Raw genomic sequence first — 13,523 nt, forward strand, 5'->3', positions numbered from 1 at the left:
CTTTAACTCACACGATTTTAATCTTTTTAGCAATGAGCATGAACATGGGCGGTAGCAAGAGCAAGGTTAGAGCGCTTGAGGTAACCAAGCCCCCAAGCACCACGATCGCTAAAGGTTTTTGAACCTCTGATCCCACGCTATGAGAAAATAATAAGGGTATCAAGCCCAAACCGGCAATGCAAGCGGTCATTAAAACCGGCCTCAAACGCCTTTTAGCGCCCAATAAAACGCATTCTTCTACGCTTTTTCCTTGCAAGAGAAGCTCTTTAAAATAGCCTATCATCACCACGCCATTTAAAACCGCAATCCCAAAAAGAGCGATAAAGCCCACGCTCGCTGGCACTGAAATATACTCCCCTACCACAAACAACGCTATAAGGCCTCCGGTAACCGCAAAAGGGATATTCAAAAGAATGAGCAAGGCTAAAGGAATGCTTTTAAAAGTGAAAAAAAGAATGAAAAAAATCGCTAAGATGCTTAAAGGGATAACGGTAGAAAGCCTTTTATTGGCCCGTTGCTGGTTTTCAAACTGCCCCCCGTAAGTGATATAGTAGCTTGGGGGGAGTTTGATAGTGTGGCTGATCACTTTTTTAGCTTCTTCTACAAAAGAGTTTAAATCGCGCCCCACGACATTGCTGCGTACCACGCTCATGCGCATTGAATCTTCGCGCACAATAGAAACAGGCCCATCCACTTCTTCAATCTTAGCGATAGAAGTGATAGGCACTAAAACGCCATATTTGGAAGTGAGAGCCAAACTTTTAATTTTAGTGATAGAGCTTGCAAAATCGCTCTCTTGGCGGATCATCACTGGGGTGCGTGAAATCCCTGTAGGGATCACATCCACGATCAAACCCTCTAAAGCGGATTTTAAAAACTTGGAAAATTCATCGCTACTAATCCCCACATTCGCCATCGCTTCTTTATTAGGGGTTACATACAAATAATTCACGCCCTCATTGAGCGTGGTTAACACTTCACTAGAGCCTTTAATCCCTTTTAAAGCTTGCGCGATTTGAAAACTCAATTCGTTTAAGGCGCTAATATCATCTCCAAAAATCTTAACCGCTAAATCCCCCCTAACCCCTGTAAGCATTTCAGAAATCCTCATTTCAATGGGTTGGGTGAAAGAAAAGTTAATCCCCTTAAAGTCTTTTAAAGCATCTAAAATTTTATCTAACAATTCGTCTTTGGTTTTGACGCTCCATTCTTTTTTAGGAATGAAAGAAATAAAGGTATCGGTTTGATTCAACCCCCCCAAATCCAGTCCCAATTCATCGCTCCCTGTGCGTGCGACAATCGTTTTTACTTCTTTGACATGCTTTTTAATCGCGCTTTCAATGTTTAACATGAGATCTCTAGATTGATCCAAAGAAATAGAGGGGGTAGTTTCTACGCTCAAAACCACATCGCCCTCATCTAAAGCGGGCATGAAATTCTTCCCCACAAAAGGGAATAAAGAAAGGCTTGCGATCAAAAAAACAAACGCCCCCAAAATCACTTTTTTAGGGTTATGCACAAAAAAATCCAATAAAGGGGCGTAAATTTTATTTAAAAACCTCGTTAAAAAGGTTTCGCTATGGGGCGTGGCTTTTAAGACAAGAGAGCTTACCACAGGAATGATAGTGATAGATAACACTAAAGTGCCTAAAAGCGCATACACAATGCTTTGCGCTAAAGGCCTAAACATCTTACCCTCTAAACCTTGTAAGGTTAAAATCGGCACAAAAAACACAATGATGATCACCACCCCGCTCACCACTGAAACAGCGATTTCTTTGCATGAACGATAGATCGCATGAAGTTTAGTGGTTTTGGTGTTAGCGCTCAATTTTTCAAAAGCGTTTTCCACCACCACCACGGCTGAGTCAATGAGCATGCCTATAGCAATGATCAACCCCCCTAAACTCATCAAGTTTAAAGTCAAATTATTGAGCTTGATAAAAATAAACGCCACGGACAAACTTAAGGGTAAAATCACCCCCACAGCCACGCTCGCCCTCAAATTCCCTAAAAATAAAAAGAGCGTGATAATGATCAAAACAACGGCTTCAATGAGGGTTTTAGAAACGGTCGCAATGGCTTTTTGCGTGAATTCTGAGCGATCGTAAAAAACATTAATAAACACGCCATTAGGTAAAAAGGGTTTTAATTCTTCTAATTTTTGATACACTTGAGCGATGATTTCTTTGGTGTTGGCTTCTTTTAATGAAAGCACCAAGCCCTCTGTGGTCTCACCCACGCCATCTTTAGTAACAAACCCTAAGCGGGTGCGAGACTGGCTGATGACTTTTGCAAAATCCTTAATGTGCAAATGCCCTAAATTAGTGGAAACGGTGATCTTGCCAATGTCTTCTAAACTCAAAGATGCAGTTTGGATTTTGACTAAAAAGGTTTCGCCATCTCTATCCACGCGCCCCGCTCCGCTGTTTCTTAAATTCACCCTTACAGCGGCTTCTAAATCAGAAATGCTCACCCCAAGCCTTGCCATATCGTTAAAATCCGGCACGATCACAAACGCCTTACTAAAGCCTCCAATGGAGTTGACATCCGCCACGCCGCTAATCATTCTCAATTGCGGGCGGATCACAAAATCTAAAAGCTGTCGTTTTTCTATCTCGGTGATATTGCCATCAATGGTGAACATAAAAATATCTGATAAGGGCGTAACAATGGGCGCCATGCCCCCTTCAACCCCTACGGGTAAATCTTTCATCACGCTAGCCAATCGTTCATTGACAATATTTCTCGCTAAATAAATATCCACGCTGTCATCAAAATCTATCGTAATGTCTGAAATAGAATATTTTGAAACGCTCCTTAAAGATTTTTGCCCCTTCAAGCCCAAAAGTTCCAATTCTAAAGGGCGCACGATGTTGTTTTCCATTTCTTCAGGGCTAGAGCCAGGGAGTTTTAGAATGATTTTAACTTGAGTGGGCGAAATATCCGGGAAAGCGTCTACTGGAGTGTTGATAAAACTATAAGTCCCAAAAAATAAAATAAGGATCGCACCAACAATCACAATCACCCTCTGGCGTAGGGAAAATTCAATAATAGAGGCTAGCATCACTCTTCCCCTAAATTATTAATCATGCCTTTTAACCCTATCAAAGATCCCACCGCCACGCTGTCATTGGGGTGCAAATTTTGAGCGCTCACGATAAAAATCTTACTGCGTTCTTCTAAAACTTGAACCACCACAGGCTTAAAACCTTTAGGCGTTCTCACAAACACTAAGTAATCTTTCCCGTTCCTTATCAAAGCGTTTGAAGGGATTAACACCGAGTCTTTAGGCTGTGAGCCTTGAATATACATTTCTACCATTTCCCCCACATGGTAATTGCCCTCATCTAATAAAGCGGTGGCTAAAATCGTGTTAGAGCCTTTGTCTAAAACCACCGAAACGCTTTGGATCTTGCCAATTTTTTCCCCCCCTTCATTATAGACTGGCGAATCTCTTTTAATGGATTTAGAAACGCCTACTGGTAATTTGATTTGAGCGATTAGATCATCGCTTTTTGAAATACGAACATAACTAGTGAAAGCCAGAATTTTTTCACCCACATTTTTAGGCGCTAACGCTAAAAGACCGCTATCTCTAGCCACAATCCTAAAACCATATTGCCCTTTAGGGTTTTTGGGATCCACGCCAAAGCTTTTAAAAGTGGATTCTAATTGCTCCACTTTCAAGCCCATTTCTTCACTGGTTAAAAAACTCGTTTGATACTCCCTTTTAGGAATGACACCGGCTCTATAAAGCTCTAAATCCTTTTTAGTAATATCTTTAGCGATTTTTAATTTATTTTGATTGTTTTGCAATTCAAAATACAAATTACTCAAATCAATAGAGCTCACTTCACAGATCACATCTCCAGCCTTCACTTGCTCGCCCTCTCTTTTATAGACCGCGACCACAGACGCATCAAAGCTCAAGCTTTGCACTACAGAACTCTTGCTGTCAAAATCAATATAAGCGTTAAAAGGAAGCCCTTTACTAAAAATTTCTTTATCTAATTTAATCACCCTTAACCCCATGGGTTGCAAGTTTTTTTCTTCTAAAACAATTTCTGGATACTCTTTGGCTTTTAAAAAAACACCCATTAAAATGAGCCACCATAACAACCGCTTCAATGCAACTCTCCTAATCTGGTCAAACTCTCCCCTAAAGTCTCTTCTAAAAGCGCGCTAATGTCAATGTATTCAATCTTAGCTTCAGCTAAAGTGATAAGAGCGTCCATGTAAGAATTTTGATAAATGAGGTATTCAAAAAGCCCGATTTTTTGGGCTTCATAAGCGATGCGCCCCATTTCCATCAAACGCTTCTTGTTCGCAATGGCTTCTTTTTGGGTTTCAATATATGCTTCTTTGGTTTTGAGTTGGTTTAAGTAGGAGTTGGCGTTGATTCGTATGTTTCGTTTCATCACTTCATTTTGCGCGAGCGTCCCGCTTTGCAAGTCCAAGAATTTGCGCTTTTGATAGATATTTTTAGGCGTTACCGGCAAAGGGATACGCACTTCCACAGAAAGGTTGGTTGAAGAGTTATAACTTTCAGCGCCAATCCCAAACTCAAATTCATTAAACACATCTCTATTAGCCAATTTCGCATTCACTTGATAATCTTTAGCCGTCAAATCCAAAATATCCACATACAACGAGCGATCTAATTTGAACTTCAAAGCTTCAGGCTCTATGCGCACGTATTCAAATTCTAAACCAATCACCTTGACATCATGCAAATGGTCTAAATAAGTGTCAAAATGCGCCCCCTCTTTAACCGGCTCCACGATCGCTAGCATCGTGTCTAGCATTTTTTCTAAATCTATAAGTTTGGTTTCCACATTGGTTTTAGCGAGCTTGGATTCTAAGTAAGAATTGTTGAAATTGATATAATCCTTTTCGCTCATGCTGCCGGCTTTGACTTTTTCTTTAGCGATTTTGAGCTGCGAATAAAAATTCGCTTCCCGTTGCACATACACTTGATACTTTTCTTTAGTCATGATATAAGTCAAATAAAGGCGTTTAGCGCCAATAAAAGCGAGATTTTTATTCAATTGATAGCTTTTATCGTATTGAATGGTCTTAATAGAAAGGCTTTTGGATAGAAGCGAGCTCACCCATGGGAGCTTGGGTCTTACCATTAAAAGGGTTCTTGGCTGCGCTTCTACAATGCCTTGGAAGTTTTTCACCATAGAAGTTTCATTATAAATATAGGGAAAATCCCATGAATTGACGGAACGCTGCTCATTCAAACGGCTTTTGAAATCGGCTTTTTTACCAATCAATTCCATAGAGTTGGTTTCTACTTCTTTATAAAACTCTTGCAAAGTAAAGATTTTAGCGCTAAGTACACCCCCACTAAGCACGCTTATAAAAAAAACAACCCCTAAAAAACGCTGGATTTTGCGTTTGAAGCCACTAAATCGCAATTTCTTTAATATCCCCAATCTCTAAGAAACTTTGATACACATTCCACAAGAAATTTTTACGATTTTTTTGGATTTCTAAATCTTTATCCATCACTAGCACGCTTTTAAAATATTCTTCCAAAGGTGCATGCAAACTGAAATAAGCCTCTATTTTGCTATCCAAACTCTCAAAAGCGCTCGTTTTAAGGGCATTGAACGCTTCAAAAAGGGCATGCTCTTGCGGCTCTTTAAAAAGATTTGCAAAAAATTCGCTTGTTTGGTTAGGGTCTTGATCTTTATTGATATTGGCTAGGCGTTTGAAAGCGCTAAAAAGCAACTCTTTTTTTTGAGCGTTTTTAGGGTCGTCTAAAAAGCGTTTTAGGGCTTTGACTTTTTGAATGATTGCAACTATATCTCGCTCGTTAGTGTTTAACACGCTCCTTATAATAGAGGGGTTACAATCTATCAAGTTATTGAAGCGCTCCAGTAAAAACTTCTCTAAAACTTCTAAATCAAAGCTTTGATAAACGCCCACTTTTTCAAAGAGATTTTTTAAATCCCCTTTTAAATCAAATCTTAACCCGTAATGCGCAATGATCTTCAATAGCCCAAAACTCAAGCGCCTTAAAGCAAAAGGATCTTTAGATCCGCTAGGGATCTTACCCGCACTAAAAAGAGCAAACAAGCTGTCTAATTTCAAGCTCAAAGCAACGATCGCGCTAAAAACGCTAGAGGGCAAGGGGGCGTTTTCGCTTGCGGGCAAATACTGCTCTTTCAAACTCAAGGCGACCCATTCGTTTTCGTTTTGTTTCAAAGCGTAATAATAGCCCATGATCCCTTGAAGCTCGGTAAATTCATACACCACTTCACTGAGTAAATCCGCTTTAGCGATCTGAACAGCCCGGTTTATCAATTCAAGGGCTTTTTCTAAAGGCATGTTTAATGATGAAGCGTATTTTTGCGTCAAATATTGAGCGATGATCAATTCTCGCTCCATTTTGTCCCTTAAAGTCCCTAAACCTTGCACAAAAACCACGCTCTCTAAAGGGGCGTTGTCTAAGGGCTTTTTAAGATCGTTTTCATAAAAGAAAACCGCATCGCTCAAGCGGGCTTTTAAAACCTTTTGGTTGCCTAAAATGATTTTTTGCTTGTCTTTATTAATAGCGTTACTCACCACGATAAAGCCGTTGTGCAATTTTTGACCCTCTTTTTGGCTCTCTTGGTTGAAAGTTGCAAAATAGCGTTGGTTTTCTTTCATGGAAGTGGTAATGATTTCACTGGGTAATTTTAAAAACGCCTTGTCAAACTCCCCCAAAAGCACGCTAGGGTATTCCGTGATCGCTATCACCTCATCTAACAAGTCCCTATCCACCTCTACAATGATGTGATGCTTTGTTTCTAGCTCTTTAATTTCTTGTAAGATTTTTTCTTCGCGCTTTTTAGGGTCTAAAATGACATGGTTTTTTTCTAAAACTTCAAAATATTCTTTAGGGCTATGCACTTCAATAAAATCAAAACCCTCTTGTCGGTGCACTTTTGTGGCTTGCTTGGTTTTAAAGCCATACTCTTTGATTTCAATATCGTTAAAATCTTCCCCATTAAACAACACGCAAATATTATGAATGGGTCTGATAAAGCTTTTTTCCACACTGCCCCAACGCATGGATTTCCCGAAATTCAAACTTTCTAAAAATTCTAAAACAATGGGCATGATCAAGTTTTTTGTGGGCTGTTTGGGGTTGGTTTTAGCGTGATAAAGCACCTCTTTATTGTTTTTAAAAGCGCTTTGGAAATGTTTGGGATCTTTTAACCCTAGTTTTTGATAAAACCCTAAACCTAGCACGTTTAACCCTTGCGCTTTGTCTTTATGGTTGCACGCAATTTCAATAGGAGGACCAAAAAATTCTTCTTTAGTTTCTTTAGTGAAAAGGGGGAAATCTTTAACCAACACGCACAAACGCCTAGGGGTATAAAAAATCTCTATATTTTGCACTTCATTTTGCGTTTCATTTCGCACCTCTATAGCATGCTTTTGAAAAAGAGCGTGGAGTTTTTTAGGCATTTCTTTATATTCATTCAACAACGCTTGCGCGGGCAATTCTTCAGTCAAAACTTCTACTAATAATTCATCTGAATGCAAAATTTTAATTCTCCCTAGAAAACAAAATCACTCTTTAAGTCAGCTAAATTGTGTTAGAATTATACTTGAATTTATTCTTAGTTTAGTTTATTTCTTAATACAAAAGGTAAGCGTTTTGAAACATTTAACCCCACTCACTCACACTCCTTTTAAAGCCTTGTTGTTAGGCACAGCCTTAAGCGTGTTTTTAAATTTGAATTTAGCCGCAGAAGAAAACCCCACTAAAACAGAGCCTAAGTCCGCTAAAGGGGTTAAAAACAAACCTAAATCGCCTGTTACTAAAGTCATGATGACCAATTGCGATAACATTAAAGAATTTAGTGCCAAGCAAAAAGAAGCCTTAAAGTTCGCCTATCAATTTGGATCTAAAGAAAATTTAGGTTATGAAATGGCAGGCATTGCGTGGAAAGAATCATGTGCAGGGGTTTATAAAATCAATTTTTCGGATCCGAGCGCGGGAGTGTATCATTCTTATATCCCCAGCGTTTTAAAAAGTTATGGACATAATGATAGCCCTTTTTTGCGTAATGTGATGGGGGAATTGCTCATTAAAGATGATGCGTTCGCTTCTGAAGTGGCTCTCAAAGAGTTAATGTATTGGAAAACGCGCTACCACGACAATCTAAAAGGCATGATTAAATCCTACAACAAGGGCAGTCGTTGGGAAAAAAACGAAAAATCTAACGCCGAAGCTGAAAAGTATTACGAAGACATACAAGACAGGATCAGGCGTTTGAAAGAATCCAAAATCTTTGATTCGCAGTCTAGTAATGACCAAGAATTGCAAAAAAGTGCTAATGGTAACTTGGATTTAGATCCTATCGGCAACGCCATGCCCCAAACCTTAGCCGCCCAAGAATCTCAAACGGAAAAAAATCAAACAGAAAAAAATCAAGAAATGAAAGAAACAGCTAGCGAGCAAATCACCAACAAGCCAAAAAAAGAAAAAGATAAACCCATGTATTTGGCTCAAATGGATGGTACTCCTTTTGAAAACGCCAAACCTAAAAACCCCAAAAAATCAGCTCAAACCAGCCAACGCTCCCCAAAAAACAACGCTAAAACTAACACCAAAACCGCTTCCAAAAATTCCAAAAATAAAGAAGTGTGCAAAAATTGCTCTCCAGGGCAAAGGAATGCGATTTTAGCGAACCGCATCACTCTTATGCAAGAGCTTTAAAGTCTGAAAATGGTGCAAAAAACTCTTTTGATCATCACTGATGGCATTGGGTATCGTAAAGATAGCGATTATAACGCTTTCTTCCATGCCAAAAAACCCACTTATGACTTGATGTTTAAAACCTTGCCTTATAGCCTGGTTGACACGCATGGCTTGAGCGTGGGATTGCCTAAAGGGCAAATGGGGAATTCCGAAGTGGGGCATATGTGCATTGGGGCTGGTAGGGTGCTGTATCAAGATTTAGTCAAAATTTCTTTAAGTATTCAAAACGATGAGTTAAAAAACAACCCCGCTTTTTTAAACGCAATCCAAAAAAGCTCCGTGGTGCATCTTATGGGCTTGATGAGCGATGGAGGCGTGCATTCACACATTGAGCATTTTATCGCTCTGGCTTTAGAGTGCGAAAAATTCCATAAAAAAGTCTGTTTGCATTTAATCACCGACGGGCGCGATGTCGCCCCTAAAAGCGCTTTAACTTATTTAGCGCAAATGCAAAATATCTGCAATGAAAACGTTCAAATCGCTACGATGAGCGGCCGTTTTTATGCGATGGATAGGGACAAGCGCTTTGAAAGGATTGAACTTGCATATAATAGCCTAATGGGGCTTACTGACCCCACGCCCTTAAGCCCTAGCGAGTATATCCAAAGCCAATACGATAAAAATATCACCGATGAATTTATCATGCCCATTTGTTTTAAAAATTATTGCGGCATGCAAGATGATGAAAGCTTTATTTTTATCAATTTTAGGAATGATAGGGCTAGAGAAATTGTGAGCGCTTTAGGCCAAAAAGAATTTGATGGATTTGAGCGCCAAACTTTTAAAAAACTCCATATCGCTACCATGACGCCTTATGATAAAACTTTCCCCTACCCTATTTTATTCCCTAAAGAAAACGTTCAAAACACGCTCGCTGAAGTGGTTTCTCAACACAACCTGACCCAAAGCCATATCGCTGAGACTGAAAAATACGCGCATGTTACCTTTTTTATTAATGGCGGAGTGGAAACCCCTTTTAAAAATGAAAACCGAGTGCTTATCCAAAGCCCAAAAGTTACTACTTACGATTTAAATCCTGAAATGAGCGCTAAAGAAGTAACCCTTGCGGTGTTGGAGCAAATGCATTTAGGCACAGATTTGATCATTGTGAATTTTGCTAATGGCGACATGGTGGGGCATACAGGGAATTTTGAAGCGAGTATTAAAGCGGTGGAAGCGGTGGATGCATGCTTAGGGGAGATCCTTTCATTGGCTAAAGAATTGGATTACGCCATGCTTTTAACAAGCGATCATGGGAATTGCGAATGCATGAAAGATGAAAACCAAAACCCTTTAACCAACCACACCGCCGGGAGCGTGTATTGCTTTGTTTTAGGGAATGGGATAAAATCCATAAAAAACGGAGCGTTAAACAATATCGCTAGCAGCGTGTTAAAACTCATGGGCCTTAAAGCCCCAGCAACGATGGACGAACCCCTATTTTAAACTAAAGGAAAAGAATGCAAATTGATGATAAACTATTGCAACGCTTGGAAAAATTGAGCATGCTAGAGATTAAAGACGAGCATAAAGAAAGCGTGAAAGGCCATTTAGCAGAAATTTTAGGCTTTGTGGAAAATATTTTTGCTTTAGAAACTCATGGGTTAAAAACAGATGCACATCTTAGCACGCCTTTAAGAGAAGATGAGCCAAAGAGCCAAAACACAGCTAAAGACATTTTAAGCCAGAACAAGCACAGCCAGGATCATTATTTCGTAGTGCCCAAAATCATTGAATAGGTTTTATTGAATAAATTTAGTATCAAGTTAAAAGCTTGATTTTAAAATCAAATAGATAGAAAAGAAGTGATCGCTTTGATTAAATTCAAGCTCTTTATTGTTTCATTTGTTTTCAGCTTTTTTTAACTCATTAATCGCTTCCACTACCCCTATGATCGCTTTTTTAATTTCTTCATGCGTGATAATGTAAGGAGGCATGAGATAAATAGTGTTGTTTAAGGGTCGTAGTAATAAGCCTTTAGTTAAAGCTTTTTTAAAAATAGCCAAACTCAAGCGCTCTTTGGTTTGGATAAAGACTTCAAAGGCAAAAACCATGCCCAAATGCCTTAAATGAGACACCACTTGTTGATCTATCAAGTCTTTCAATGCGTTTTGGAGCGCGTTAAAAATAAACTCGCTCAAAGCCTTGTTTTTTTCAATAACATTTTCTTTTTCAAAAATATCCAGCGTAGCGTTTGCACATGCACAAGCTAGGGCGTTTCCTGTGTAGCTGTGCGAATGCAAAAACGCTTTATTGTCTTCATAGGGGGCGTAAAATCGGTTATAAATTTCATTGTGGGTTAATAACACGCTTAAAGGCAAATACCCCCCACTAATCCCTTTAGACAAGCATAAAAAATCAGGCTTGATCTCGCATTGCTCATAAGCAAACATGCTCCCTGTGCGCCCAAACCCGGTAGCGATTTCATCAAAAATAATGTGGATATTTTTTTGCTTGCACAATAAAACGGCTTGCTTTAAATATTTCGCACTATAAATATGCATATTCCCTGCACATTGCAAAAGAGGCTCTGCAATAAAAGCGCAAATTTCTTTAGCATGCGCATCTAACAAACGCTTTAAAGCATTCAGGGCGTTTTCTATCTCACTGTCATTTTTAGGCACGGGTGTGGTGAGATTTTTGAGTAATAAGGGGGTGTAAGTGTCTTTATAAAGTTTCACATCGCCCACGCTTAACGCTCCCAAAGTCTCGCCATGATAGGAATTAGAAAGCGATAAAAAAAGCTTTTTTTTGTGCGTCTGGTTTTCTAACAAATGGGCATGATAGCTCATTTTCAAAGCGATTTCAATGCAAGATGAGCCGTTATCTGCATAAAAGCATTTGTCCATGTTTGTAAGCCGGCAAAGCCTTTGAGAGAGCGTGATAATGGGCTTATGGCTAAAGGAAGCCAAAAGGACATGCTCTAAATTGTCAATTTGATGTTTGAGCTGCTGGCTGATGTAGGCGTTATTATGCCCAAAAAGATTCACCCACCATGAGCTGATTAAATCCATATAAGCGTTATCGTTAAAGTCATAGAGATAGATCCCTTGAGCCTTTTTAATGGGGATAATGGGGAAATTTTGATGCTCTTGCATTTGCGAGCAAGGGTGCCAAAGGTATTCTAAATCCAAAGCGGCCAGATTTTCTTGAAAATTCATGTTAAAAACTCTCTATAATAAGGATAATTTTAATAACCTTTGGTTAAAATAAGGTTATTTGATTTTACTATAAGGTTGTTTAAACCTAAATTCGTGTTTTTGAAAAGGGATTAGAGTTCTTATGATTGAATGGATGCAAAATCATAGAAAATATTTAGTAGTTACAATATGGATAAGCACGATCGCTTTCATTGCTGCCGGAATGATAGGCTGGGGGCAATACAGCTTTTCATTAGATAGTAATAACGCTGCTAAAGTGGGACAAATTAAGATTTCTCAAGAAGAATTAGCCCAAGAATACCGCCGCCTTAAAGACGCCTATGCTGAGTCTATCCCTGATTTTAAAGAACTCACTGAAGAGCAAATCAAAGCCATGCATTTAGAAAAAAGCGCTCTTAATATTCTCATCAATCAAGCCTTATTAAGAAATCTTGCTTTGGATTTGGGGCTTGGAGCCACGAAGCAAGAAATCGCTAAAGAGATTAGAAAAACAAGCGTTTTTCAAAAAGACGGCGTTTTTGATGAAGAATTGTATAAAAATATCTTAAAACAAAACCATTACCGCCCCAAACACTTTGAAGAAAGCGTTGAAAAGCTTTTGATCGTTCAAAAAATCAGCGCTCTATTCCCCAAAACCACCACCCCTTTGGAGCAATCCAGTCTGTCGCTTTGGGCGAAATTGCAAGACAAGTTAGACATTCTTATCCTAAAGCCTAGCGATGTTAAAGTCTCTCTTAATGAAGAAGAAATGAAAAAGTATTATGAGTCCCATAAAAAGGACTTTAAAAAACCCACGAGCTTTAAAACACGATCCTTATATTTTGACGCTAATTTAGAAAAATCTGATTTGAAAGAATTAGAGGAATACTACAACAAAAACAAGGCATCTTATTTGGATAAAGAGGGGAAATTGCAGGATTTTAAAAGCGTTCAAGAGCAAGTCAAGCATGATTTGAACATGCAAAAAGCGAATGAAAAAGCTTTAAGGAGTTATATCGCTTTAAAAAAGGGGAACACGCAAAATTACACCACGCAAGATTTTGAAGAAAACAACTCCCCCTATACCACTGAAATCACGCAAAAACTCACCGCTCTCAAGCCCCTTGAAATCCTAAAGCCTGAGCCTTTTAAAGATGGTTTTATTGTGGTACAGCTTGTCTCTCAAACTAAAGACGCATTGCAAGATTTTGATGGAGCCAAAAGCGCTCTTAAAACCCGTTTGACTCAAGAAAAAACCCTTACGGCGTTGCAAACTTTAGCCAAAGAAAAGCTTAAGGATTTTAAGGGAAAAAGCGTGGGCTATGTAAGCCCTAATTTTGGAGGCACTATTAGTGAACTTAACCAAGAAGAAAGCTCTAAATTCATCAACACCCTTTTTAACCGCCAAGAAAAAAAGGGATTTGTTACTATAGGCGATAAAGTGGTGCTTTATCAAATCACAGAACAAAATTTCAACCACTCCTTTAGCGCCGAAGAAAGCCAGTATATGGAGCGTCTGGTCAATAACACTAAAACGGAATTTTTTGATAAGGCTTTGATGGAAGAATTAAAAAAACGCTATAAGATAGTCAAATACATTCAATAAATGCAAGGGG

The 13,523-nt window shown here is 39.0% G+C and carries 9 protein-coding genes; 4 read left to right on the top strand and 5 right to left on the bottom strand.

Going from position 1 to position 13,523, the window contains the following annotated elements; genetic code table 11:
* Nucleotides 1-7: 7 nt before the first annotated feature.
* Genes AA977_RS04520 through glyS form a run of 4 tightly spaced genes read right to left on the bottom strand, consistent with a single transcriptional unit; the run spans nucleotide 8 to nucleotide 7,545 of the window.
* Complete coding sequence (locus tag AA977_RS04520; protein WP_064434745.1) at nucleotides 8-3,067, bottom strand: efflux RND transporter permease subunit; 3,060 nt, start codon at nucleotides 3,065-3,067, stop codon at nucleotides 8-10.
* Nucleotides 3,067-4,131 (bottom strand): efflux RND transporter periplasmic adaptor subunit, encoded by a 1,065-nt coding sequence (locus AA977_RS04525; protein ID WP_064434746.1) that lies wholly within the window; start codon nucleotides 4,129-4,131, stop codon nucleotides 3,067-3,069. Before AA977_RS04525 ends, AA977_RS04520 begins: the two co-directional genes overlap by 1 nt.
* The gene (locus tag AA977_RS04530) at nucleotides 4,128-5,426 is read right to left on the bottom strand and encodes a TolC family protein (protein ID WP_064434747.1); all 1,299 of its coding nucleotides are present in this window, start codon (nucleotides 5,424-5,426) and stop codon (nucleotides 4,128-4,130) included. The genes AA977_RS04525 and AA977_RS04530 overlap by 4 nt, the downstream gene beginning before the upstream one ends.
* On the bottom strand, nucleotides 5,416-7,545 hold the full coding sequence (gene glyS / locus AA977_RS04535) for a glycine--tRNA ligase subunit beta (RefSeq protein ID WP_064434748.1): 2,130 nt from the start codon (nucleotides 7,543-7,545) through the stop codon (nucleotides 5,416-5,418). The genes AA977_RS04530 and glyS overlap by 11 nt, the downstream gene beginning before the upstream one ends.
* Nucleotides 7,546-7,660: 115 nt before the next feature.
* Here glyS and AA977_RS04540 point away from each other — a divergent pair, with 115 nt between their 5' ends.
* The 3 genes from AA977_RS04540 to gatC are packed head-to-tail and all read left to right on the top strand — an operon-like array spanning nucleotide 7,661 to nucleotide 10,506.
* Nucleotides 7,661-8,725 (top strand): hypothetical protein, encoded by a 1,065-nt coding sequence (locus AA977_RS04540; RefSeq protein WP_064434749.1) that lies wholly within the window; start codon nucleotides 7,661-7,663, stop codon nucleotides 8,723-8,725.
* Nucleotides 8,726-8,734: 9 nt separating this feature from the next.
* Entirely contained in the window at nucleotides 8,735-10,213 is a 1,479-nt protein-coding gene (gene gpmI / locus AA977_RS04545) for a 2,3-bisphosphoglycerate-independent phosphoglycerate mutase (RefSeq protein ID WP_064434750.1), read from the top strand.
* Between the two features lie 14 nt (nucleotides 10,214-10,227).
* Nucleotides 10,228-10,506, top strand: coding sequence for an Asp-tRNA(Asn)/Glu-tRNA(Gln) amidotransferase subunit GatC (gatC, locus tag AA977_RS04550; RefSeq protein ID WP_021435767.1), 279 nt, complete (start codon nucleotides 10,228-10,230; stop codon nucleotides 10,504-10,506).
* A gap of 102 nt (nucleotides 10,507-10,608) precedes the next feature.
* Here the strand turns inward: gatC and AA977_RS04555 are convergent, their stop codons facing one another.
* Nucleotides 10,609-11,928, bottom strand: coding sequence for an adenosylmethionine--8-amino-7-oxononanoate transaminase (locus tag AA977_RS04555; protein ID WP_064434751.1), 1,320 nt, complete (start codon nucleotides 11,926-11,928; stop codon nucleotides 10,609-10,611).
* Between the two features lie 121 nt (nucleotides 11,929-12,049).
* On the opposite strand from AA977_RS04555, the gene AA977_RS04560 reads away from it, so the two are divergent.
* Nucleotides 12,050-13,513, top strand: coding sequence for a peptidylprolyl isomerase (locus AA977_RS04560; RefSeq protein ID WP_064434752.1), 1,464 nt, complete (start codon nucleotides 12,050-12,052; stop codon nucleotides 13,511-13,513).
* Nucleotides 13,514-13,523: the final 10 nt, after the last annotated feature.

This window comes from Helicobacter pylori, from assembly GCF_001653455.1.
GTDB lineage: Bacteria > Campylobacterota > Campylobacteria > Campylobacterales > Helicobacteraceae > Helicobacter > Helicobacter pylori_A.